This window comes from Actinosynnema sp. NPDC037264 (assembly GCF_055603705.1).
In genome coordinates, this window is record NZ_JBVJVK010000066.1 from 1 (window position 1) to 23,791 (window position 23,791).

General features: G+C 72.8%; 18 protein-coding genes. 6 read left to right on the forward strand and 12 right to left on the reverse strand.

The window, feature by feature from the left end; translation table 11 throughout:
- Positions 1 to 106: 106 nt before the first annotated feature.
- Both ACZ7GX_RS38865 and ACZ7GX_RS38870 read right to left on the reverse strand, forming a co-directional pair.
- The gene (locus ACZ7GX_RS38865; RefSeq protein WP_498784590.1) at positions 107 to 946 is read right to left on the reverse strand and encodes a S1C family serine protease; all 840 of its coding nucleotides are present in this window, start codon (positions 944 to 946) and stop codon (positions 107 to 109) included.
- A gap of 45 nt (positions 947 to 991) precedes the next feature.
- Entirely contained in the window at positions 992 to 3,118 is a 2,127-nt protein-coding gene (locus tag ACZ7GX_RS38870) for a putative bifunctional diguanylate cyclase/phosphodiesterase (protein WP_498784592.1), read from the reverse strand.
- A gap of 203 nt (positions 3,119 to 3,321) precedes the next feature.
- Here ACZ7GX_RS38870 and ACZ7GX_RS38875 point away from each other — a divergent pair, with 203 nt between their 5' ends.
- On the forward strand, positions 3,322 to 4,191 hold the full coding sequence (locus ACZ7GX_RS38875; RefSeq protein ID WP_498784594.1) for an NAD(P)-dependent oxidoreductase: 870 nt from the start codon (positions 3,322 to 3,324) through the stop codon (positions 4,189 to 4,191).
- A 135-nt stretch (positions 4,192 to 4,326) separates the two neighbouring features.
- Here the strand turns inward: ACZ7GX_RS38875 and ACZ7GX_RS38880 are convergent, their stop codons facing one another.
- The 3 genes from ACZ7GX_RS38880 to ACZ7GX_RS38890 are packed head-to-tail and all read right to left on the reverse strand — an operon-like array spanning position 4,327 to position 7,170.
- The gene (locus ACZ7GX_RS38880; protein ID WP_498784596.1) at positions 4,327 to 5,091 is read right to left on the reverse strand and encodes an ESX secretion-associated protein EspG; all 765 of its coding nucleotides are present in this window, start codon (positions 5,089 to 5,091) and stop codon (positions 4,327 to 4,329) included.
- Entirely contained in the window at positions 5,088 to 6,740 is a 1,653-nt protein-coding gene (locus ACZ7GX_RS38885; protein ID WP_498784598.1) for a PPE domain-containing protein, read from the reverse strand. Before ACZ7GX_RS38885 ends, ACZ7GX_RS38880 begins: the two co-directional genes overlap by 4 nt.
- Before the next feature lie 13 nt (positions 6,741 to 6,753).
- Positions 6,754 to 7,170 carry a hypothetical protein gene (locus ACZ7GX_RS38890; RefSeq protein ID WP_498784600.1) on the reverse strand — a complete coding sequence of 139 codons (417 nt, stop codon included), beginning with the start codon at positions 7,168 to 7,170 and terminating at the stop codon, positions 6,754 to 6,756.
- Between the two features lie 156 nt (positions 7,171 to 7,326).
- On the opposite strand from ACZ7GX_RS38890, the gene ACZ7GX_RS38895 reads away from it, so the two are divergent.
- Together ACZ7GX_RS38895 and ACZ7GX_RS38900 are read left to right on the forward strand one after the other, a co-directional pair.
- Positions 7,327 to 10,062 carry an AfsR/SARP family transcriptional regulator gene (locus ACZ7GX_RS38895; protein WP_498784602.1) on the forward strand — a complete coding sequence of 912 codons (2,736 nt, stop codon included), beginning with the start codon at positions 7,327 to 7,329 and terminating at the stop codon, positions 10,060 to 10,062.
- Positions 10,063 to 10,146: 84 nt separating this feature from the next.
- Positions 10,147 to 10,935: a hypothetical protein gene (locus tag ACZ7GX_RS38900; RefSeq protein ID WP_498784604.1), complete on the forward strand. Its 789-nt coding sequence runs from the start codon at positions 10,147 to 10,149 to the stop codon at positions 10,933 to 10,935.
- A 13-nt stretch (positions 10,936 to 10,948) separates the two neighbouring features.
- Here the strand turns inward: ACZ7GX_RS38900 and ACZ7GX_RS38905 are convergent, their stop codons facing one another.
- Both ACZ7GX_RS38905 and ACZ7GX_RS38910 read right to left on the reverse strand, forming a co-directional pair.
- Positions 10,949 to 11,773 carry a hypothetical protein gene (locus ACZ7GX_RS38905; protein ID WP_498784606.1) on the reverse strand — a complete coding sequence of 275 codons (825 nt, stop codon included), beginning with the start codon at positions 11,771 to 11,773 and terminating at the stop codon, positions 10,949 to 10,951.
- Between the two features lie 69 nt (positions 11,774 to 11,842).
- The gene (locus ACZ7GX_RS38910; protein WP_498784608.1) at positions 11,843 to 13,498 is read right to left on the reverse strand and encodes an FAD-binding dehydrogenase; all 1,656 of its coding nucleotides are present in this window, start codon (positions 13,496 to 13,498) and stop codon (positions 11,843 to 11,845) included.
- 68 nt (positions 13,499 to 13,566) lie between these two features.
- Here ACZ7GX_RS38910 and ACZ7GX_RS38915 point away from each other — a divergent pair, with 68 nt between their 5' ends.
- Positions 13,567 to 14,040, forward strand: coding sequence for a cupin domain-containing protein (locus tag ACZ7GX_RS38915; protein WP_498784610.1), 474 nt, complete (start codon positions 13,567 to 13,569; stop codon positions 14,038 to 14,040).
- Positions 14,041 to 14,493: 453 nt separating this feature from the next.
- On the opposite strand, the gene ACZ7GX_RS38920 is transcribed toward ACZ7GX_RS38915, so the two are convergent.
- Entirely contained in the window at positions 14,494 to 15,324 is an 831-nt protein-coding gene (locus ACZ7GX_RS38920) for a hypothetical protein (RefSeq protein WP_498784612.1), read from the reverse strand.
- 257 nt (positions 15,325 to 15,581) lie between these two features.
- On the opposite strand from ACZ7GX_RS38920, the gene ACZ7GX_RS38925 reads away from it, so the two are divergent.
- On the forward strand, positions 15,582 to 18,827 hold the full coding sequence (locus ACZ7GX_RS38925) for a S8 family serine peptidase (RefSeq protein ID WP_498784614.1): 3,246 nt from the start codon (positions 15,582 to 15,584) through the stop codon (positions 18,825 to 18,827).
- Between the two features lie 93 nt (positions 18,828 to 18,920).
- Here the strand turns inward: ACZ7GX_RS38925 and ACZ7GX_RS38930 are convergent, their stop codons facing one another.
- From ACZ7GX_RS38930 to ACZ7GX_RS38940, 3 genes are all read right to left on the reverse strand, one after another.
- Positions 18,921 to 19,340, reverse strand: coding sequence for a hypothetical protein (locus ACZ7GX_RS38930; protein ID WP_498784616.1), 420 nt, complete (start codon positions 19,338 to 19,340; stop codon positions 18,921 to 18,923).
- A 63-nt stretch (positions 19,341 to 19,403) separates the two neighbouring features.
- Positions 19,404 to 20,549 carry a mechanosensitive ion channel family protein gene (locus ACZ7GX_RS38935; protein WP_498784618.1) on the reverse strand — a complete coding sequence of 382 codons (1,146 nt, stop codon included), beginning with the start codon at positions 20,547 to 20,549 and terminating at the stop codon, positions 19,404 to 19,406.
- 135 nt (positions 20,550 to 20,684) lie between these two features.
- Positions 20,685 to 21,347 (reverse strand): TetR/AcrR family transcriptional regulator, encoded by a 663-nt coding sequence (locus ACZ7GX_RS38940; RefSeq protein ID WP_498784620.1) that lies wholly within the window; start codon positions 21,345 to 21,347, stop codon positions 20,685 to 20,687.
- Positions 21,348 to 21,441: 94 nt separating this feature from the next.
- Here ACZ7GX_RS38940 and ACZ7GX_RS38945 point away from each other — a divergent pair, with 94 nt between their 5' ends.
- On the forward strand, positions 21,442 to 22,263 hold the full coding sequence (locus tag ACZ7GX_RS38945) for an alpha/beta fold hydrolase (RefSeq protein WP_498784622.1): 822 nt from the start codon (positions 21,442 to 21,444) through the stop codon (positions 22,261 to 22,263).
- Here ACZ7GX_RS38945 and ACZ7GX_RS38950 read toward each other — a convergent pair.
- On the reverse strand, positions 22,238 to 23,569 hold the full coding sequence (locus ACZ7GX_RS38950; RefSeq protein ID WP_498784624.1) for a DUF4153 domain-containing protein: 1,332 nt from the start codon (positions 23,567 to 23,569) through the stop codon (positions 22,238 to 22,240). The genes ACZ7GX_RS38945 and ACZ7GX_RS38950 overlap by 26 nt on opposite strands.
- Positions 23,570 to 23,791: the final 222 nt, after the last annotated feature.

Consider the following 23,791-nt stretch of genomic DNA (forward strand, 5'->3'; position numbering starts at 1 on the left):
CCCCCCCCCCCCCCCCCCCCCCCCCCCCCCCCCCCCCCCCCCCCCCCCCCCCCCCCCCCCCCCCCCCCCCCCCCCCCCCCCCCCCCCCCCCCCGCACCTGCGGTGCTCACAGCCGGTCGACGAGCTGCCGCACCTGGTTGGACGGGATCGCGAAGCCGATGCCCACGCTGCCCGCCTCGCCGCCGTCCGACGCGGGCGAGTAGATCGCCGAGTTGATGCCGATCACCCGGCCCGCCGAGTCGACCAGCGGCCCGCCCGAGTTGCCGGGGTTGATCGACGCGTCGGTCTGGATCGCCTGGTAGCTGACCGTCGAGGAGCCGCGGCGGCCGGTCGACGTGCCCGGCACGGTGACCTCGCGGTCGAGCGCGCTGACGATCCCCGACGTCACGGTGCCCTGGAGGCCCTCCGGCGAACCGATCGCCACGACCTCGTCACCGATCTTCACCTGATCGGAGTCGCCGAACGTCGCCGGCGTCAGCCCGCTCACGCCCGACGCCTGCACGACCGCCAGGTCGCTCGACGCGTCGGCGCCCACCACGGTGGCGTCCACGGTCCGCCCGTCGCTCAACGTCACCGTCACCTTCTGCGCGCCCGCGACCACGTGGTTGTTGGTCAGGATCCGCCCGTCCGGGGTCAGCACCACCCCGGAACCGAGGCCCTGCCCCTGCGCCGACACCACGTTCACCTGCACCACGCTCGGCAGCACGCGCGCCGCGACGCCCGAGACGTCCAAAGCGGACGACGCGTTCCGCGCGACCTGGCCGCCGCTCACCGGCGCCTGCGCGGTGGACGAGGCGTTCAGCGCGCCGACCACCCCGCCGGTGGCGCCACCGACCAGGGCGGCGACCAGCGCCGCCGAGGTCACGACCGCACCGGTCCGACGCCGCCAGAACGGCGCCCGCTCCTGCAACGACCCGCTCACGGCGGGGAAGTCCTCTGTCGTCATGGCCCCAGGCTCGTCCCCGACCCTATGCGCAGCCTGAGCGCCGGGTCAGGACTTGCCAAGAATCCCGCGGACGTCGTCGGCCGTCAGCAACGCCGACCCGAACAGCGGACCCTGCGCGCCCGTCACGCCCAGCTCCACCAGCCGCCGCGCCTCGAACTCCGTGCGCACGCCCGCCGCGTACAGCGGCAGCCCCAACGTGCGCGACCACGTGAGCAGCGCCACGGCCGCGCTCTCCTCGATCCGGCCCGCGCCCTCCGCCAGCCCGTACACCGGCGAGCCCTGGAACTTCACCGCGGTCAGCGGTATCCGCCGCAGCCGGTCGATCGGCACGTTGCCGCCGCCGACCTGGTCGAGCACCAGCCGCACGCCGTCCTCGGCCAGGTACGTCAGCTCGTCGACCTGGTCGTCGTTGATCAGCGCGGGCAGCTGCTCGCCCAGCTCGAACTGCAGCAGCCGCGCGGGCAGCCCGCCGTCGCGCAACGCCCGCCGCACGGTCGCCACCAGCTCCGGCTCCTGGCACTCCCGGGCGGTCAGGTCCATGCTCAGCACGGGCGCGGCGTCGCCGAACTCGGCGTGCCAGCGGCCCGCGTCGGCGCACGCCCGCGCGATGGCCCACTGGCCCAGCCGGGCCGCCATCCCGGTGCACGTCGACAGCGACACCAGCTCCTGCGGGTCGAGCACGCCCTCCGTCGGGTGGTCCCACCGCAACCGCGCCTCGACGGCCAGCAGCGCGCCGTCGGCCAGCGAGTGCACCGGCTCGTAGTCGACCCGGAACTCGCCCTGCTCCAGCCCGCCCGCGATGGACGCCGCCAACCGCATCCGGGCCCGTTCCCGCTGGTCGCGCTCCTTGTCGTAGAGCGCCCACTGCGCCTTGCCGTCGTCCTTGGCCCACCGCACGGTCAGGTCGACGCACCGCAGCAGCTCGGCCGCGTCCGCACCGCGCGCGGGCCGCACCACGATGCCGACGCTGGCGGTCACGCCGATGCCGTCGTCGCCCACCCACACGGGTTCGGCGAACCGCTCGACGGCGGACTCGGCGAGCGTCACCACCGTGCGCACGTCCGCGGGGTCGCGGATCAGCACGGCGAACTCGTCCGGCCCGATCCGGGCCAGCTGCCCGACCCCGTCGAACACCGACCGCAGGTGCCCGGCGACCGCGGTGAGGATCCGGTTGCCGACCTCGTGCCCGTAGGCGTCGTTGACCACCCGGAAGCCGTCGAGGTCGAACACGACCAGCGCGAGCGTCGCGGGGCCGCGGGAGCCGACCGCGCCCTCCAGCCAGCCGACGAACTGCGACCGGTTCGCCAGGCCGGTCTGCATGTCGTGCAGGCTCTGCCGCACCAGCTGGGACTGCAGCGCCCGGACCTCGTCCAGGCTCTCGATCATCGTGACGTAGAAGGCGGGCGCGCCGTCGTCGTCGCGCAGCAGGGCGAGGGCGATGAGGACGTTGACCAGCTCGCCGTCGGCGCGGACCAGCCGGGTCTCGCTGCGCACGTGCTCGTGCCCCGCGTGTAAGAGCTGGGCGGCGCGGGAGATCACCTCGCGCTCGTCCGGGTGGACCAGGTCGCGGCCGAGCGTCCCGATCAGCTCCTCGGCGGTGCGGTCCACCATCGCGAGCATGGCGTCGTTGCAGTCGAGGATCACGCCTTCGGCGTCGGAGACCGCGATGGCCAACGCCGAGGTCCGGAACACGGCGCGGAACTTCGCCTCACTCGCCCGGACCGCGGATTCGGTCGACCGGGTGGATCTCAGCTCGTGGTGCTGTTCCTGCTCGTCCAGCGTGCGTTGGCACAGCGCGTCGGTGAACCCGGCGGCGAGCGCGCCCAGGGCGGCCATCAGGCGGCCGGGCTCGACGTCGGCGGCCAGGTGTTCGCCGACGAACGCGAGCGTGCGCTCCAGCGTCTCGGAGGCCGCCAGGCCGTGCTCGACCAGGCCGCGGCCGACCTCGCGCGCCGTCGCGGTCGACCCGTCGTCGCGGACGGCGGCGCGCAGGGTGGCGGTGAGCCTGGTGAGGAGGTCCTCCAGCCGTTCGTCGGGCTGCTCGTCGGGAGCGCCGGAGGACGCGTCGGACGGGACCGCGGACGGCGCGATGGCGGCGGCCCACTCGCGTGCGAAGGCGACCCGGGGTTGGCCGGGCTCGTCACCGAGTCTCGCCGCGTCTGCCGTCGTCATTCGGCTCTGGGTGCCATTCGTCGCTCCGACATGCGAATTCCCCGACTATTGTCACTCGAATGGGTTAATGCGGACCGTGGGTCCCGGTCAGCTTACTTCCCACCGGTCGGCGTTCGGCAAGACGATCAGCGCTTCTCTTCAGCGGGGCGTGATCTCGGGGGCGGCTTGACCTCTAGTAAACCTGAGGTTTTAGCGTCGGGTCCATGGCTGTCACTGTGTTGGGCTTGGGGGAGATGGGGAGCGCGCTCGCGGCGGCGTTCCTCGACGGCGGGCAGCGGACCACGGTGTGGAACCGCTCTCCGGGCAAGGCGGACGCGCTCGTCGCCAAGGGCGCGGTGGGCGCGTCGACGGCGGCGGAGGCCGTGGCCGGTGGTGATCTCGTCGTGGTGAACGTGAAGGGCAACGACGCGGCGCGGTCGATCCTGGCGTCGGCCGGGTCGTTGGCGGGGCGGGTGGTGGTGAACCTGACCGACGGGACGTCCGGTGAGGCGCGTGAAGTGGCTTCGTGGACCGTAGAACGGGGTGCGGAGTACGTCCACGGGCAGATCATGACCATCGCGCCGGCGATCGGTCACCCGGATTCGGTGTTGTTCTTCGGCGGTGACGAGGGCGCTTATAAGCGCTACCGCGACGTGTTGTCGTTGTTGGGTGGTGGCGGGAAATTCCTCGGGGACGACGCGGGCGCGCCGGCGCTGTTCGGGCAGGCGATGAACGGCACGATGTGGGGCACGCTCAACGGGTTCCTGCACGCGGCGGCGTTGTTGTCGAGCCAGGGCGTGGAGGTGAAGCGGTTCGTGGAGGAGGCAGCGGCGTCGTTGACCGGGCTGCTCGGCTACCTGCCGTCGTTGGCGGAGGAGGTGGACCGGGGTGAGTACGCGGTGCCGTTCGGCGCGTTGAAGCACCACCTGCCGGCCGTGGACGACCTGGTGCGGGAGAGCCGGGAGCGGGGGATCGACGTGGAGTTCCCGTCGTACACGCAGCAGTTGCTGCGTGCCGTGGTCGAGGACGGGCACGGTGACGACAGCTACTCGCGGGTGGTGGAGCGGTTCCGGGCCGGGTCGACCGCGTCCTGAGCGTTGGACTCGGTGGTCCTGAGCGTCGGACACGCGAGGACCTGAGCGTGGGGCACGCGGGGCCTGGAGGTTCGACACGCGGGGCCTGGAGGTGGGCTCACGGGGGTGAGTCCGCAGTCCAGGCCCCGCGTGCGGTCAGGAGACGGTGGAGAGGACCGAGGCGATCCGGGTGGCGATGCGGTCGTTGTCGGTCGGGGCGAGGCTGAGCCAGCCGTCCTCGTGGACCATCAGGTAGCGGCCCTGGGGGGTGTCGAACCACGTGATCAGGGCGCCGGCCCGCTCACGGCGGTAGCCGCCGCCCACGCTGACCCCGAACTGGCCGCCCGCGACCCGGCTCGCGGCCAGCTCGCTGACCGCGGTCGCGTCCTCGCGCGAGAGCCCGGCCTTCTGCAGGGCCTCCCGCTCGTCCAGCTCGCCGCTGCCCCACGGGTCGTCGCCGTCGTCGTCCGCCTGCTCGTCCTGCAGCGCGACGGCCGCGTTCAAGGTCTCCAGCCGCAGCGACAACGCGCTGCCCGGCCCCGCGGACCCGTCCGGCAGCACCTCGACGATCGACCTGGCCAACGCCGTCGGCCGGATCTCCAAGACCCCGATGGAGCCGCTGTCGATCACCGCCAACGCCGCCCGCTGCCCGTCGGACACGGCCACCGCCCGCACCGACCGGTCCACGTGGGCGATCGCGTCGACGGCCACCTCGTGGTCGCCGAGCAGCCGGAGCAGCGCCACCAGGCGCGGGTCGGGCTCGCCGTACGCGGCGAGCACCTCCTCCCGCAACCGCTTGCGCTCCTCCTCGGAGTCGCCGAGGCTCGGCACGTCCAGCGGGTAGGGCAGCCGGCCGAGGTCGAGGTGGTGCCACAGCACGTCCAGCTCTCGCGGCGTGAGCACGAACTCGGGGTCGATCACGGCTGGTCGCCCTTCTTCTTGGGCTTGGCGCCACCGATCACCGACGGGGGCAGGTTCTCACCCGGCACCTCGAAGATGTCCTCGCCGCGGATGTACGCCGCGGCGCGGTGCTCCTTGTCCTCGCCGCCCTGACCGCCCGCGCCGGCGCCGCCCATCGGCGCGCCACCGGCCATCGGGGTCCCCGCCGCCGCGCCGCCGGGACCGAAGCCGCCGACGGGCATCGGGCCGCGCGGGCCCGCGTTGCCGATCGCGCCGGTCGAGCCGCCCGCGGCCAGCGAGCCGCCGCCACCCGCGCCGCCGGAACCGGTCGGGCCGAAGCCACCGGCGCCACCACCGCCGCCGAAGCCGCCGGGGGGCATGCCACCGCCGGGCATCCGCGCGCCGGGCACGCCGCCACCACCGCCACCGCCACCGCCGCCGGGCATGCCGGGCAGCGGGGGCGTGCCGGGGCTGCCGGCCGGGACGTAGGTCGGCGGCTTCACGCCGGGCGGCAGGGTGCCGCCACCCTGGCGGGGCGCGGTGTTCGGGTTGGCCGGCTGGTACGGCGGCACGTACCCGCTGCCGCCGGGCGGGGTGTAGCCGCTGTTGGCCGGCGGCGTGTAGGTGTAGTTGCCACCACCGGACGGCGGGGTGTACGGGTTCGCCACCGGCACCTGGGCCGCCGCCGCGGCGGCCGTCGTGCCCTCGGGCCGGTACATCGGCTGCGGGCTCGACGGCATCGACGGAGCCGTCGGCGCCGACGCGCCGCTGGCGTACGTGCCGCTGCCGTACGACCCGGGGGCCGTCTGGTAGGACGCCGCGGCGGGCGAGTACCCGCCCGGCTGCGTGGCGGGCGTCGACTGCGACGGCTGGTAGGCCTGCGCCGGCTCCATCGGCCGCAACGCCTGCATCTGCTGCGCCGGCTGCGTCGCCGTGTACGCCGAGGGGGCCGTGGCGCCGCCCGCGCCGCCGACGCTGTCCGCCGCCGCGCCCGCCAACGTGGCGGTCGACGTGGCCCGCATCAGCGCGACCTGCGGCTCCTCGGTGCGGCCGGTGACCGGGTTGAACGGCGCGCTGAACTGCGGCGTGGTCTGGTCGACCGCCTGCGACTCGCGCTCCATCGTGCTCATGACCGTCACGGCGTGCTCGTGCAGCGCCCGCGCGTGCTCGTTGGCCGCCTGCACGTCCGCGGCGGAGCTGGCCAGGCCCTGGATGCCGCCCGCGGTGAACACGCCGGTGGCCTGGTCCCAGTTGAACTCGACCGGCTCGGGCATGCTGGCCCGCGCGTTCTCCATGATCTGGCTCTCGTCCTGCACCCGCTTGCCGACCTCGACCGCGGTCTCGGCGGTGTGCGTGACCCAGTCGGCCAGGCCCTTGATCGCCAGTCGCGCCGCGTCGGCCGCGTCGCCCGTCCAGCCGGACTCGCTGACCGCGACCCGCTCGTTGATCAGCCGCGCGGCCTCGGTGAGCTCGGTGCCGAACTGGCCCCACTCCGCGCCGATCTCGCCCGTCTGACCGGGGTCGTTGTTGTTGTGCACCGCCTCGTACAGCTCGCGGTGCGACCGGGACGCCCAGTTCTGGGTGTCGGTCAGGACCAGGTCGATCTCCCGCTCTTCCCGGGCCAACCGCCTCGCCTCGTCGGCCCGCAGTTCCACGCGCTCCGTCGCCATCGTCGCCAGCCCCCTAGTTCCCGCTCAGCTTGCGCAGCTCGACGCTGCTCTCGTCGTCGACGGCGGTGAAGTTGCGGATCGCGTTCTGCACCGAGTCGTGCGTCTGCTGGAGCACCTCGCGGTAGGCCGTCATCACGGCCACGAACGACCGAGGGTCGCCGTCCGCGCGGGCCTCGAACTTCTGCGCCAGCCGGTCGCCGACGGGGTTGCGGCCGATGGGCGCGGGACGGGCCAGCCGGCCGGCGCGCTCCAGCCACGAGTCGACCTGGTCCATCTGCTCCAGGAGCATCTTGCGCAGTTCCTCGCCGGTGGCGGGATCGAGCGACACCCGGCCGGAGTTCACGGTCTCCTGGAGGGCCACGACCTGACCGTTGACGGTCGGGACCTCCTGGGGCGGGGCCACTTCACCCCCGTTTTCGGCGATGTACATCGGTATCCCTCGCGAAGGCAGCCTGCTGGACGAAACCGACCGTTCACCGGTGCTCCAACGCCCGGCCAACGCGCGCCCAACGCGGCCCGCCGGAGTGCGGTGACGACTGTGGGAAACTCTTCGACTACACGGTGACAACGCCGAAAGGGCTTGCGGATGCGGGTGAACCTGCTTGGCCCCGTCGAGCTGGTTTCCGCAGGTGGGGAAGCCGTTCGGCTGGGCGCGGCCAAGCGGCGGACGGTCCTGGCGGCGCTCGCGCTGGAGCTCAACCGCGTGGTGTCCGGCGACCGGCTGCTGGAGCTGGTGTGGGACGGCTCACCACCGCCTCAGGCCAAAGCCGCCCTCCAAGGACATATCGCCCAACTCCGCAAGGTCCTCGCCGGCGGTGTAGCGCTCGTCACCCGCGCGCCCGGCTACGTCCTGACCGCCGAGCGCGCGGCCGTCGACGTGTTCCGGTTCGAGGACCTGCTGGTGAGCGCGCGCGAGGCGACGGACGCCGACGCCGTGCGGCTGCTGCGGGAGGCGTTGGCGCTGTGGCGCGGCCCGGTGCTGGCCGACGTGCCCGGCGACCAGCTGCGGGAGGCGGTGTCGGCGCGGCTGGAGGAGCTGCGGCTGGTGGCCGTGCAGGAGCTGGCGACCCGGCTGTCGCGGCTGGACCGGGCGGCCGAGGCGGTGTCCGGGCTGCGCGACGCGGTGGACGCCAACCCGTTGCGCGAGGCGCTGGTGTCGCGGTTGGTGCTGGCGCTGCACTGGACCGGTCGGCAGGCCGAGGCGCTGGCGCTGTTCCACCGGACGCGGGAGCGGCTGGCCGACGAGCTCGGCGTCGACCCGGGGCCGGAGCTGCGCGAGGCCTACCAGACCGTGCTGGCGGGCGACACCGCGCCGTCGACGCCGGTGGACCGCGCGCCCGCCCAGCTGCCGCGCGAGCACCGGGGGTTCGTCGGGCGCGAGGAGGAGCTGTCGGACCTCGGCGCGGCCCTGAGCGGGCAGGACTCGGCGATCGGGCTGCTGGTCGGTCCGGCCGGCGTCGGCAAGACGGCGCTGGCGCTGCGCTGGGCGCACCGGGTGGCGGGCGACTTCCCGGACGGGCAGCTGTTCGTGAACCTGCGCGGGTTCGACGAGACCGAGCCGCTCGACCCGCGCACCGCGCTGGTCGGGTTCCTGCGGGCGTTGGGGCTGACCGACTCGCAGATCGCGGTGGACCTGGAGGACCAGGCCGCGCAGTACCGGTCGCTGCTGGCCGGGCGGCGGGTGCTGGTGTTCCTGGACAACGCGCGGTCGGCCGAGCAGGTCCGGCCGCTGCTGCCCGGCTCGTCGCGGTGCCTGGTGCTGGTCACGAGCAGGCACCGGCTGGACGACCTGGTGGTGACGGAGGGCGCGTCGTCGCTGCCCGTGCCGACGCTGCCGGAGTCGAGCGCCGAGGACCTGCTGACCGCGGTGCTGGGTCGGCAGCGGATCGAGCAGGAGCCGGACGCGGTGGCGGAGCTGGTGGAGCTGTGCGACCGGCTGCCGCTGGCGCTGCGGATCGCGGGCGCCCGGTTGGCGTCCCGGCCGCGGTGGACGATCCAGTCGCTGGTGGACGAGCTGCGCGACGAGCAGGGGCGGTTGTCGGCGTTGTCGCTGCCGGAGGCGGGGCGCGGGGTGCACGCGGCGCTGGCGGTGAGCTACCGGGAGCTGCCGGAGGGCGCGGCGCGGCTGTTCCGGCGACTGGGCCTGCACCCCGGGACGGACCTGGACAGCTACACGGCGGCGGCGCTGCTGGACATCAACGTGGTCAGCGCGCGGACGCACCTGCGAACGCTGGCCTACGCGAACCTGCTGCACGAGTCGACGCCCGACCGGTACTCGCGGCACGACCTGGTGCGGCTGTTCACCCACCACCTGGCGGCCACGGAGTCCGAAGTGGACAACCAGGTGGCGACGAACCGGCTGCTGGACTACTACCTGCACGTCGCGGACCGGGCGCGGGCGCACCTGTCGGACCACGTGCGGCCGTTCGGACCGGCGGAGCACCGGCCGGCGTCGTTCCCGGAGCTGTCCTCGCACGCGGCGGCGCTGGACTGGTTCACGCTGGAGGAGGCGAACCTCGGGCTCGCGCTGGACATCGCGGTGAACGGCGGGCAGCGGGAGCGCACGTGGCAGCTCGCGTTGTGCCTGGACGCGTTCCACTTCCGGCGCGGCAACCGGCTGGACCGCTTGGCGTTGTGCCGGATCGGGTTGGCGGCGACGCGGTCGCTGGGCGATCGGCACGCCGAGGCGACGTTCCTGCTGCGGTTGGGCTCGACGTTGGCCGACCTGGAGCGGATCGACGAGGCGATCGAGGCGTGCACCCGCGCGGCGGCGCTGGCGGACGGCGACCGCCACCTGGAGCTGGCGGCGTTGGCGAACCTCGGGTACTGCCTGATGGCCGACGACCAGCTGGACCGGGCGCAGGAGACGATCCTGGACGCGCTGGAGGTGGCGCGGGAGGTCGGCGACAACCGGTCGCAGGCGAGCATCCAGAACAACCTGGCCAACGTGCTGCTGCGCAAGCACCAGCCGGAGGAGGCGCTGCGGCACGCGACGGAGGCGCTGGGCCTGTTCCCGGCGGCGCCGTCCAAGGCGCACACGGCGACGCTGCACACCGTGGGCGCCGCGTCCCAGCAGCTGGGCCGTGCCGACGAGGCCCTGGAGTCCTACCGCGCGGGGCTGGCGCTGGCGGCCCGCCTGGGCGACCGCTACCAGGAGGCGTTGTGCCACCGGGCGATCGGGGACGTCCTGGAGCAGTCCGAGGGCCCGGCCGCCGCCCGACCGCACTGGCTGGCCGCCCTGCACCTGTACCGCGACCTGCGCCTGGCCGACGCCGACGACCTGGCCCGCAAGCTGGACCTGACCACCTGCCCGACCCTCTGAAACACCAACGGGCGAATCCGCCCTTCTACGTACCCGGTCGGATGACCGCGCCCCTACATTGGTCCACTACGTCGAGGGGCGGCGATGGTGAACGACGAACCCACCTCCCGGAACGCGGTGGACCGGTCCACCGTCGACACGGTGGTGCAGGCCGGTGTGGTGCACGGCGGCGTCCACGTCGCCAAGCGCGGCTTCCGCTGGTGGCACGCGCTGGTCGCGGTGGCGGCGGTCGGGCTGGTGGTCGGTGGCGCGGCCTTCTACGGGTACTGGTCGCGCGAGTCCGACCTCAAGGCCACCGCCGCCTACCAGCCGGACGTCGACCTGCCCGCCGCCGTGCTCGGGGAGGACCTGGGGCCGCAGGACTTCCCGAACGACAAGAGCTGCCGGTCGGTCGTCCGGTGGGCGGTCGAGCGGGGCGGCGCCTACGCGAGCGGCACGGTGGTCCGGCTCAGCCTGCACAACCAGGGCGGCACGGCCGTGGTGAACCGCATCGTCGTGCGGGTCACCGAGCGACTGGCGCCGCCGACCGGCACGGCGTTCGGCTGCGACTCGTCCGGCTCGCCCGACCGCGTCGTGGTGGACCTCGACGAGGACAGCCCGATCGTGCGCCACCAGACCCGCGACGGCGGTGCGGGCGCCCCTTACGCGTCGGACACCGTGCAGGAGCTGCCGCACGACGCCACCAAGACCATCGACATCACCCCGATCACCACGAAGTGCCTGTGCCGCTGGCAGATCGACGTCGAGTACACCAGCCGCGGCAAGCTGCGCACCGAGACCGTGACCGGTCCGGATGGCGACTTCGCCACCGCCGCCACGACGGGTGTCGCGCACTCGTACTCGTCGATCGGCACGGGGTGGTCGGGCCGCTAGCCCGACCCGCCGGTCAGCACCCGGTGCGGAACCCCGGCGAACCGGGCTCGGTGCACCAGGCGAAGGTCTCGTCAAGGTCGTAGGTGCGCTGAGCCGCCTCGGTCACGAACGCCTGTCCGTCGCCGTCCCGGTCGAGGACCTTGGTGCGCGGCACGCCGTCCGCGGTGTAGTCGACCTCGACCTGCCACTGGTGGACGTTGTCCATCGCGACGACCGTGCCCACCACCCACCACACGTCGCTGCGGTCCGCGGTCACGGTCTGCGGCAGGGCGTCGCCGTCCCGGAGCGGCTCGTGCACCTCGGCCTCGTGCGCGTGGACCTCGAAGTCGGTCCGCCACCCGCCGCTGTCCAGGGGTTGCTTGCACTGGTACAGGTATCGCGGCTGGTCGCCGACCCAGCGGACGTCCAGGCGGCGGATCCGCAGCGCGGTGACGGTGACGGTCTTGAACGACCTGGGTATCACGGTGATCCGGAGGTCGGTCCGGTGCGCGTCGACGCCGCCGGCCGCACGTGCGGCGCGGTAGGGCGGCGCGCAGTCACCGGCGCCCGCGCGTGAGTCCATCGGAGGTCCGCCGACCTCGGGCAGCCCGTCCGGCCGGGTCCTGATCACCTGCGCCCACGACCCGGGGACGCGCCCGGCGTAGAAGTCGGCGGGCTCGTCCGGTGCGGGGTCGATCCGGCGGTCCGGCTCGGTCGACGTCGAGGGCGACGTCGGTGGCGCGGACGGCACCGCCCCGGTCGCGGGCGGGTCGGCGGTGAGGCGGTAGCCGAACCACGCGGCGGCCACGAGCACCACCACCGCCACCACCGCGACCGCCACCCGCCGTGCCCACGTCATCGACCGAACGTAGCGGCCGGTCCGGCGCGGCGGTCCGCAGTTCTGCCTACTCGAACGGGTGGCGCGCCCTCAGCCGGTCGCTTCCGCGGCGGCGCGGCCCGCCACCCGGCCGGAGAACAGGCAGCCGCCCAGGAACGTGCCCTCCAGCGCGCGGTAGCCGTGGACGCCGCCCCCGCCGAAACCGGACGCCTCACCGGCCGCGTAGACGCCGTCGAGCGGGGTGCCGTCGGCCTTCAGGACGCGGGCCGACAGGTCGGTGTGCAGGCCGCCCAACGTCTTGCGGGTGAGGACGGACAGCCGCACGGCGATCAGCGGCCCGGCCTTCGGGTCCAGCAGCGGGTGCGGCTCGACCACCCGGATCAGCTTGTCAGTGATGAATCTGCGCGCCTCGCGCATGGCGTTGACCTGCATGTCCTTGCCCAGCCCCGAGATCACCTGCCGGTCGCGCTGCACGATGGTCCGCCGCAACGCGGCCGCGTCGATCAACGACGTGCCGGTCAGCTTGTTCATGCCGGCCGCCAGCTCCTCGGGCGTGCGGCCGAAGATGAACTCGTCCGACCGCTTCGCGAACTCCTCCACCGGCGCGACCGCGCCCGGCATCGCCCGCTTCAGCACCGCGCGCACGTCCTTGCCGGTCAGGTCGGGGTTCTGCTCCGACCCGGACAGCGCGAACTCCTTGCCGATGATCTTGGAGTTGAGCACGAACCACGAGTAGCCGTGCCCGGTCTTGACGATGTGCTCCAACGCGCCGAGCGCGTCGAACCCCGGGAACAGCGGGATCGGCAGCCGCGAGCCGGTCGCGTCCAGCCACAGCGACGACGGCCCGGGCAGGATGCGGATGCCGTGCCTGCTCCAGACCGGCGCGTAGTTGGCGATCCCCTCGGGGTAGTGCCACATCCGGTCCTCGTTGATGATCTCGCCGCCGGAGTCCTGCACGACCTTGAGCATCTCGCCGTCCACGTGGTCCGGCACGCCCGACAGCATGTGCTCCGGCGGCGTGCCCAGGCGGGCCGGCCAGTTGCGGCGCACCATCTCGTGGTTCGCGCCGATGCCGCCCGAAGTCACGACCACGGCCTGCGCGCGCAGGTCGAACTCGCCGGACACGGTCCGCGAGCTCGGCTCGCCCCGACCGGCCGTGCTGACCTCCAGCACCTCGCCGCGCACGCCGTCCACCGCGCCGCCGGTCGTGGTCAGCCCGGTCACGCGGTGCCGGAACTTCAGCTGCACCAGGCCGCGCGCCACGCCCTCGCGCACCCGCCGCTCGAACGGCGCCACGATGCCGGGCCCGGTGCCCCACGTCACGTGGAAGCGCGGCACGGAGTTGCCGTGCCCGTCGGCCAGGTACCCGCCGCGCTCCGCCCACTGCACGAGCGGGAACCAGCGCACGCCCATCTCGTGCAGCCAGGCCCGCTTCTCGCCCGCCGCGAAGTTCACGTACGCCTCGGCCCACCGACGCGGCCAGTGGTCGGCGTCGCGGTCGAACGCGGCCGAGCCGAGCCAGTCCTGCAGCGCGAGCTCCGCCGAGTCCTTGACCTTCAACCGCCGCTGCTCCGGGCTGTCCACCAGGAACAACCCGCCGAACGACCAGAACGCCTGACCTCCGAACGAGGCCTCCGGCTCCTGGTCGAGCAGGATGACCTTGCGACCGGCGTCGGCCAGTTCGGCGGTGGCGACCAGGCCCGCCAGGCCGGCGCCGACGACGATGACATCAGCGTCATGGGGCATCGGGCGAGTCTAGATCGAACCGCGGCAGCGGACGAGAGTTGAACATAATTCACTTTTGGAGGGGTTGGGTGTCGTACACAGGGGACGTCGGCGAGGTCAGCGCGGTGTGGCGGCCGGTGGCGGAGGTGCCGACCATCGACCGGCCGCTGACCCAGGCCAGGCTGGTCGGCACCGGCGACGTCACGCGCAAGCAGTTCGGATTGTTCGAGTGGCGGATGGCGCCGCACGCCGGCGGTCCGGCGGCGCACTTCCACAAGACGTTCTCGGAGTCGTTCTACGTGATCTCGGGAACGGTCCGGTTGTTCAACGGCGAGACGTGGGTGAACGCGGTCGCGGGCGATTTCCTCTACGTGCCGGAGGGTGGCGTGCACGCTTTCCGCAACGACGCCGACGAGCCCGCGTCCATGTTGATCCTTTTCGCGCCCGCGCCGCCGCGCGAGGAGTACTTCCGGGAACTGGCCGAGATCGGGGAGTCGGGGCGGCAGTTGAGCCCGCAGGAGTGGACCGAGCTGTACGCCCGTCATGACCAGTACATGGTCTGAGCTGCGGGTTCGTCGGAAGTAAAGGCCGTCGGCCGTCCGGTGGGGGGAACCGTTCGGCCGACGGCGGTCGGGCGTGCGTGGGCGCACCTGCAACGTCTCGGGGAGAGGTGCCGCGCGGGCCTGGGGGGAGGTGCCTCGCGGGCCTGACGTCCGGTGCGGCGTCCACGTGCCGACCAGCAGTAGAACGGGCGGTGACCTGCGGGTGTTCCCCGGATGGCCTGGGGGTGTCGGGCGTCACGGGGAGTATCGGCGAGGCCGGGCGCGAGGCTGCGCGGGGGACGTGTGAAGGGCCTGTGCGGGGGCTGTCGACGGGCTGTCCGGCGGCTGTCGGCGAGCTGGGTGGAGGACTGTGGGGAGCTGGGTGGAGGGCTCGCGGAGAGTTGGGTCGAGGGATGTGCCGGGGGCAGGTGCGGGGTGTCGGGGGGCTGTGCGGTGCTGTGCGTGCGCCGAGTGTCAGGCGTCACCCCGGAGTTCGGTCATCCGGGCTTCCGCGCCCGCGAGCTTGTCCCGCGCGGTCTCGGCGCGGCGCTTCGCCTTGGCCAGCCTGGTCGACGCCTCCTGCTCCGCCTGCTGCGCCCGGCGCAGTTCGGCGCGCAGCGCGGCGGTGTGCTCCTCGCGCTCGGTCAGGGCCTGCTCGGCCTCCGTGACGGCCGCGTCCGCCTTCCGCACGTCCGCCTGAGCCGTGCCGATGTCCTCACGCGCCCGTTCGAGCTGACGTTCCCGCCGTTGCTCGCGGCGCGGCGCCAGGTCGTCGCGCACCGGGGTCGCGGTCTCGCTCAACGGGCCGAAGCCGGACTGCTCGACCGGCTTGACCAGCCGACCCGCCCGGATCCGCGCGCCGAGCACGGCGTCGGCCAGCGCCGCGGTCAACGTCGTCCGCACCTGCTGCACGGCGTCCGGCCCGAGCGGCTGGCCGGCGTCGCCCGCCAACGTCTCCACCCGCCGCACGAGCGCGCTCAGCACGGCCCGCCGACGCGCGCTCAGCTGCCGCAGCGCGCCCCCGCGCAACTCCTCCTGCGCGGCACGCAGCTCGTCACCCAGAGCGAGCGCCTCGGCCAGGTCGGACGCGTCCCGGCGGGCCAGCAGGTTCAGCGCCCAGGCCGACGAGGTGGGCTTGCGCAGGGCCGAGACCTGCTTGGCCAACGCCTTGTCGCCGCGGTCGGCGGCCAGCCGGGCGTGGGCGTCCCTGGCCGCGACGAACTCCGCCGGCGGCAGGGCGTAGAGCTCGTCGGCTATCCGGTCGATCGGCGCGGTGTCCACGATGCCGACCAGTGTGCTCGCCATCGCGTTGATGTGCGATTTGTTACGGATTTCCACGCTTGGCGGGTGGTTCACCGTTGACAGTGTTTGACATTCGGGCCGGTCGGCTCTTGACTGGAGCTGTCGCGGCCGTTCCGGTGTTCTGCGGCACTTCTCGCGTGTTCGCGCAATAGACCGTTCAGTCCAATGTGGACTTTTCTATTGGTCTGTTCGTCCGATTGTTACCCGGGTGCCGGGGAGATGTGCTTGCGCCAATCTTTCCCCACGAAGGGTTTTGCGCCGTGATCAACTCAGGAAGCCGGTGGAGACACCGCACCAGTGCGGCCTTGCTGGCCGCCGTGCTGGGCACCACTGGGTTCGGCTTCGCCGCCGGCTCGGCCGTCGCGCAGGAAGCGCCCTCCGCGCCTGCGCCCGCGGACAAGCAGCTCGACAAGCAGGACCGGGAGCGCATCGCCCAGGCCGAGCAGGCCGGCCAGGCGAACGTCACCCTCCTCGTCGCCGCCGAAGAGGGCAAGCTGGACTCCGCCGCCAACGACCTCAAGGCCCTCGGCGGCGTGGTCGAGTCCACCGAGCGCGACGTCGACTACCTCAAGGTCTCGGTGCCGCGCGACTCAGCCGAGAAGGCCGCCAAGCTCGCGTCCGTGAACTCGGTGGACGTCGACGGCCTCGTCGTCCTGGACAACCCGCGCCCGGACGGCGCGACGACCCCGCTGCCGCAGACGGCGCCGGGCAAGTCGACGCCCAAGAAGAACCCGTACATGCCGACGCAGGACACCAAGGCGGCGCAGTTCACCGACGAGCACCCCAAGTGGGACGGCCGCGGGACGACGATCGCCATCATGGACTCCGGCATCGACCTGGACCACCCGGCGCTGGCGACCACCTCGACCGGTGAGCGCAAGATCGTCGACTGGTACAACGCCAACGCCACCAACTCCGGTGACGGCACCTGGCTGCAGGTCTCCGGCCGCTACAACGGCAGGTTCACCGTGAGCGGCGCGAGCTACACCGCGCCCGCGGCCGGTGGCCCGTTCAGCTTCGGCCTGTTCCGCGAGACCGCGGGCGACCTGGCCGCGGCCAACAGCGAGACCGGCGGCGACATCAACCGCGACGGCGACCGCGTGGACTCCTTCGGCGTGCTGCAGGACATCACGACCAAGGAAGTCCGGGTCGACACCGACGGCGACGGTGACTTCACCGACCAGACCGCGATGATCGACTACAAGTACAAGAAGGACGTCGGCCACTTCGGCGCGGACAACCCGGCCACGCCGGTGCTGGACACCGTGGCGTTCGTGGTGCAGACCGACAAGTCGAACTACGACGCGGCCGGCACGGCGTGGGTCAACCTCGGCATCTCCGCCGCCGCCCACGGCTCGCACGTCGCGGGCATCACCGCGGCGAACAAGATGTTCGGCGGCAAGATGGCCGGCGCCGCGCCCGGCGCGAAGCTGATGGCCGTCAAGGTCTGCCTGTCCACCCCGTCGTGCACCAACAGCGGCCTGATCGACGGCCTGCTGTACGCGGCGCGCAACGGCGCGGACGTCGTCAACATCTCCATCGGCGGCCTGCCGGCGCTCAACGACGGCAACAACGCGCGTGCGGAGCTCTACAACCGCACCATCGCCGAGTACAACGTGCAGGTGTTCATCTCCGCCGGCAACAGCGGCGCGGGCGCGAACACGGTCGGCGACCCGTCGGTGTCCACGGACGCGATGAGCGTCGGCTCCTACATCACCGCCGACACCTGGCTGTCCAACTACGGCTCGAAGACCACGCAGAAGGAAGGCCTGCACGGCTTCTCGTCGCGCGGTCCGCGTGAGGACGGCGGCTTCAAGCCGAACATCGTCGCGCCCGGCTCGGCGATCTCCACCGTGCCGCAGTGGCAGGTGCCCGGCCCGGTGGCGGGCACCTACGAGCTGCCCGCCGGCTACGCCATGTTCAACGGCACGTCGATGGCCGCGCCCCAGGCGACCGGCGCCGCCGCGCTGCTGATCAGCGCGTACAAGGCCGAGCACAACGGCGAGCGCCCGCCGGTCGCGGCGCTGCGCAACGCGATCCAGTCCGGCGCCAAGTGGGTCTCCACCCTCCAGGCGTACGAGCAGGGCGCGGGCCTGTTCGACACCAAGCGCGCGTGGACGCAGCTCAACGCGCACCCGGAGACGCAGGCGGTCGGCACCTCGGTGACCGTGAACACCGCGCTGTCCGGCCTGCTGGCCACCCCGAACACCGGTGTCGGCATCCACGACCGCGAGGGCGTCGTCGTGGGCAAGGAGTACACCCGCACCTACACCCTGACCCGCACCACGGGCCCGGACCGCAACCAGCAGTTCCTGGTGAACTGGCAGGGCAACGACGGCACGTTCTCGTCGAAGTCCCTGGTCAGCCTGCCGCTGAACAAGCCGGTGACGTTCGACGTCAAGGTCAAGCCGACCAAGGCCGGCGCGCACTCGGCCGTGCTGCGGCTCGACAACCCGGGCACCCGCGGCATCGACGTGTTCACCCTGAACACCGTGTTCGCGGCGGACGAGTTCACCGCGGCGGGCAAGTACGCGGTGACCAAGACCGGCACGATCGCGCGCAACCAGTCGAAGAGCTTCTTCGTGAAGGTGCCCGCGGGCACCAGCGCGCTGAAGGTCGACATGGCGGCGGGCGGCGCCGAGGCGGGCAAGGGCCAGGTCCGGTTCCTGCGCTACGACCCGTACGGCGTGCCGTTCGACACCACGTCCTCGACCAACTGCTACAACCCCGACGCGGGCGCCGGCTGTGCCGGTGGCTCGCCGACCAGCCGCACGGTCAGCAACCCGCTGCCGGGCGTGTGGGAGATCGTGGTCGAGGCCCGGCGCACCTCCGACGCCGACGCCGCGCCGTACTCGGTGACCGCGTCGGTGCTGGGCACGACGGTCAGCCCGAACCCGGACACCATCGAGTCGGCCGTCATCGGCACGCCGGTCAACCGGGAGTACACGGTGACGAACTCGCTGGCCGCGTTCACCGGCAAGCTCGTGGGCGGTTCGCTGTCCAGCGCCCGGATCGACCGGCCGACCATCGCGAACGCGGCGGTCCAGCAGTACGACCTGACCGTGGCTCCGGGCTCGACGTCGCTGCGCGCGACGATCGGCAAGACGAGTGACGTGTCGGCCGACCTCGACCTGTTCGTCTACAACTGCACCACCGGCACCTGCGTGCTGGCCGGTCAGGCGGCGGACGGCGACTCCGAGGAGTCGGTGACGATCAACAACCCCGCCGCCGGCGCGTGGCGGGTGGTGGTCGACGGCTACGAGGTGCCCGCGGGCACCACGGAGTACGACTACATCGACCTGTTCGCCGCCGCGGGCCTCGGCTCCGTCGTGGCGACCGACACCGACTCCGACCGCACCGCCGGCGAGACCTGGACGGTCCCCGCCACGGTGACGGCCGGTGGCCAGGCCGGCGCCGGCCGGGTGCTGCGCGGTGAGCTGACCGTGCAGACCTCGGAAGGCGCGATCGTCGGCCGCGGCGCGGTGATCCTGCGGAACGTGGCCTGACGCCACCCGCCTGAAGACCTCAGGGCCATTCCCGCTCGGCGCGGGGGTGGCCCTGAGCTTTTGGCGGGTGCGGTGACCTCTACCCGCGTTCGGTCAGGGTGTGGGGTCGATGTTGGAGAGCGGCTCGTCCACGTCGACCCGGCTGACGCCCTCGACGGAGGTGACCTCCTCGGCCAGTTCGACCGGGACGGTGAGGCGGACGTAGCCGATGGTGGCGTCGGTGGTCTCCACGGTCCCGCCGAGCCGGTCCACGGCGGCGGCCACCTCGTCGGCCTTGCCGGGCTCGGTGGAGACGGTCAGCCCGACGGTCCGCGCGCCGTCGCGCCTGGCCTGCTCCAACGCGGTCTTGGCCCGGGGGCTGAGCTTGGGCGGCGGCACGGGCAGCGACGATACGCCGACGGGGGTGGTGATCGGTTCCGTGCCGAACGAACCGGTGTCCGCGGGTTGCCGCGCGCAGCCCGCCAGCACCAGTCCGGCCAGTACCAGCCCGGTCATCTCGACGAGTCTTCGCATGCGTCCTCCTGCGGCGGATCCTGCCACCAGGACGGAGCGGGAGGTCAGTGCGGTTGCACGGGGTCAGCGCGGCTGGGCGGGTGTCGACTGCTCCGGGCCGCTGAACGCCTGCACGCGCTCCTGGCCGTCCGCGCTCTCGCCGAAGACCCGGTTGTCCGATGAGCCGTTGGCCGCCGGTGCGGGCGCGGTGGTCGTGGCGCGCGGCAGGTCGCGCACCCTGACCTGGGGCAGCGCGCCGGGGTGCCGGGCACGCAGCCAGCCGACCAGGTGCTCGCGCGCGACGCACCGCAGGTCCCACAGCCGCCCGGCGTCCGAAGCGCTCACCAGCGCGCGGACTCGCACGAACGACCCGACCGCGTCGGTCACCTGGAGCACGCACACCCGGCCGTCCCAGAGGTCGCTCGTCTCCAGCGCCTGCCGCAGCTCCTGCCGCAGTTCCTCCACCGGCACGGTCCAGTCGAGGTCCAGCTCCACCGTGCCGAGCAGCGCCGACTGGGTCCGCGTCCAGTTCTCGAACGGCGTCTTGAGGAAGTAGGCGGTGGGCAGGATCAGCCGCCGGTCGTCCCACAGGTGCACGACCACGTAGGTGAGGGTGATGTCCTCGACGCGGCCCCACTGGTCCTCCACGACCACGACGTCGTCCAGCCGCAACGCGTCGCTGAACGCGATCTGCACGCCCGCGAACACGTTGCCCAGCAACGACTGCGCCGCGAGCGCGGCGATGGCGCCGATCACACCGGCGGAGGCCAGCAGGCTCGTCCCGGCCGCACGGGCGGCGGGGAACGTCATCAGCACGGTCGCCGCCGCCAGCACGCCCACCACGACCACGGTGACGCGGCGGACCAGCGTGATCTGCGTGTGCACGCGGCGGGCGTGCCGGTTGTCCGACACGTCGACCCGGATGCGCGCCAGCGTCGCGTCCTCGATCACCACCAGCAGGGCGGCCAGCAGCCACGCGCCGGCCAGGATCAGCGCTATCCCGGTCGCGTGCAGGGCGACCGGCCGCCAGTCGCCGCGCGCCACCACGCCGAGGGAGAACTGCACCGCCACCAGCACCGCCACCGCCAGCGCGGGCCGGTGGGCGTGCCGCGCCAGCCCGGCGAACAGGGCGGAGCGGCGTCCGATGCGGCGGACCACGCGGTGGACGAGGGTGACGGCGAGCAGTGCGACCAGCAGCGAGCCGGCGAACGTGAGCACGGCGACCAGCACGGACGGGCACCTCCCAGTGGTTGAGGTTTCCAGCGTCAGTTTTCAAGCGTCGGGTTTCCAGGGGTTTCCAGCGACGTTCCGGGTTCGAGGGGTGTGCAGCGGCGTTCCGAGGTGCGTACCCACTGGTGCGCCGGTTCAGCCGTCCGAGCGAAATGTGGGACGTTCGCCACTCGCCGCTCCGCCCGTCGGCAGCAGGTGCGCGACCTGGCCGACGAACGCGACCAGCCGGTCCGGCGTGAACCGCTCCTGGTCGGTGATCACCAGCCGGCCGGCCATCTCGGCCAGCGCGAGCATGGTGTGGCCGAGCAGTTCGGCGTCCAGCCCGGTGCTGCCCAACGCCTTCAGCCCCAGCTCGGCCAGCGCGTTGACGTGCGCCAACACCTGCGCCCGCACGACGGCGACCTGCTGCCGGAACTCGACCGGCGTGCCCTCGGGCGGCAGCAGCACGAGCCGCCACCGCTGCGGTGACGCCACGACCGCGTTGATGAACGCGCGCACGGTGTCGGTGTAGACGTCCTCCGGCGAGCGGTCGCCGAAGTCCGTGGTCGGCATCGCGCCGAGCACCTGCGCGGTGGCCCGTTCGGCCTCGCGGTCCAGCAGCGCGGCGATCACCTCGGCCCGGTTCGCGTACAGCTCGTAGACCACCGGCTTGGTCACGCCCGACCGCCGGGCCACGGCCTCCATGGTCAGCGCGTCGAAACCGCCGCAGGCGATGAGGTCGAGCGCGCCGTCCAGCAACTGGTCGCGCCGCTGCCCCGGTGGCAGCCGGGGTGCGTACTTGCGGCGCGTTGTGCTCACCGCCCCATATTGCTACGGTGGCGTAGCTTTCACAAAGCTACGCAGGCGTAGTAAAGCGCTCTCGGAGGCAACGGTGATCGTGGAGTCCGGAGACGTGCGGCTCGCTGTGTTCGAGGAGGGGGACCGGTCCGCGCCGACCGTCGTCCTGGTGCACGGCTACCCGGACACGCACCGGGTGTGGGACGACCTCGTGCCGTTGCTGGCCGAGGAGTTCCACGTGGTCACGTACGACGTGCGCGGCGCGGGCGCCTCGTCCGCGCCACGCGGCTTGGCCGCCTACCGGCTGCCGGAGCTGGCGCGCGACCTGTTCGCGGTGATCGCGGCGGTCAGCCCGGACGCGCCGGTGCACGTCGTCGGGCACGACTGGGGTTCGATCCAGTCGTGGGAGGCGGTCACCACGCCCGGCGCGCCGATCGCCTCGTACACGTCGATCTCGGGGCCCTGCCTGGACCACGTCGGCCACTGGATGCGCCGCCGGCCCACCGGCAGGCACCTCAAGCAGCTGCTGCACTCGTGGTACATCCTGGTGTTCCACCTTCCGTTCGTCGCGCCGTTGTTGTGGAAGCACGTGATCGGCCCGCGTTGGCAGGCGATCGCGCACCGCCTGGAGGGCGTGACGCCGCACGTGTCGCCGACCATCGTGCGCGACGGCGAGCGGGGCATCGCGTTGTACCGGGCCAACTTCGTGCCGCGGCTGCGCTCACCCCGCGCGCGGCGGACCGAGGTGCCGGTGCAGGTGGTGCAGCCGTTGCGGGACAAGTACGTCACCGCCGGCGTGAGCGAAGATGTGGAGCGGTGGGCGTCGGACGTGCGGCGGCGTGCGATCGACGCCGGGCACTGGGTGCAGATCACCCACGCCGACGAGGTGGCGCGCCTGGTGACCGAGCACATCACGGCTCACAGTCGCCCTGTTTGAGCTGCGGGAGCACGTCCCGGGCCTGCTGACGGCCGAGGTTCCACGAGCGCCAGTCGTCGTTGTCCACGTAGTAGAACTGCAGGGCGCACGCGCGCAGGTCGGCCGGGAGTTCGGCGAGGGCGGGCACCACGTCGGGGGAGAGCCGGGCGAGGTACCGGATGTCGATCTTCTGGGTGGCCTGGTAGCGGTCGACGTTGCGCTCGGCGATGAACCGCTCCGGGTTGAGCGCGGCGAGCCCGACCAGCGCGGCGAACCCCGTGCCCAGGACGGCGCGGGCCAGCCACGCGGCTTCGAGCTTCACCCCGGCCGCCAGGACCAGCAGGTAGACGACGCCGAGCCACAGTTCGCAGGCGGAGACGAGGACCCGCAGCACGGTGAAGCCGTAGGCCTGCTGGTAGAGCCACATGCGGGCGAGGGCGGAGGCGACGATCACCAGCGTGAGCACGCTGAGCGAGCCGAGCAGGCCGCGCAGCCAGCTGCGGTCGGTCGGTGAGTCGAGCCGGGCCAGGCGTGCGACGACCGCGATCACGCCGAGGGTGAGCACGGTGACGGCGAGCAGCTGCCAGAAGCCGCTGCGGGCGTAGTCGGCGTAGGTGAGGTCGGGGGTGACGAGGACGTGCTCGTCACCGGCGAAGAGAGTGTTGATCTGGACGGCCACGAACGCGGCGAAGAGCAGCACCAACGCGCCGACGGGCAGCACCCAGTCACGTCGCGCGACCGTGCGGGGCAGGTCGCCCCGCTCGTCCGGTTGCCGTGGGGAGACGAGGAGGTAGGCCGCGCCGACCGTGCCGAGGCCGACGGCCAGGAACAGCACGATCGGTTGGCCGGAGGACTCGTCGGGGGTGACCGAGTTGAGGAGTGCCGCGAACTGGGCGTCGGCGCCGGCGAGGAGCGGGACGAACACCAGCAGGAGGGCGGCGGTCACCAGGACCGGGCGGGCCAGGCGAGGCGTGCCGCCTTCTTTGACGCCTCTCGCGACCCACGGCAGGGCCCTGATCGCGGCGACCGGCACCGCGGCCGAGCCGAACACGAGGCCGCGCGCGGTCCGCCCCCCGGCGATCGCGAGCGACCCGGCGGCGCAGCCGGCGATGGCGCAGAGCGTGAAGAGCCAGGGGGCGGAGATGAACGCGCCCACGCCGAAGAGTGCGACCGAGAGGACGGCCCAGCCCGGTTTGACCTTGCGCAGCAGGGCGAAGACGAGGATCGCGGTCAGGGACCAGCCGAGGCCGGGTTTGTCGAGGGGCAGCAGGACGGCCGCGCCCAGGCCGGCTGCGGCGCCGGTGAGAAGTACGCGGATCGGGGTCATGGTGTGGGGCCTCCAGGGCGTGCGTCATCGCCCCGCGGGTTCGGGGTTCGAGGTTCGGGGTTTGTGGCGGGGGTGAAGGGACTTAAAAGATTTAAAGAGTCCTCGCCGGACGGGCAGATCAGCAGGATGACGGCCGGTGGGTGGGGATGTGCCGGGTCCGTTGTTGGTCGGGTTTCGTGTCATCCCACCGACCTCCTACGGGCTACCACACGTATCAAGGGG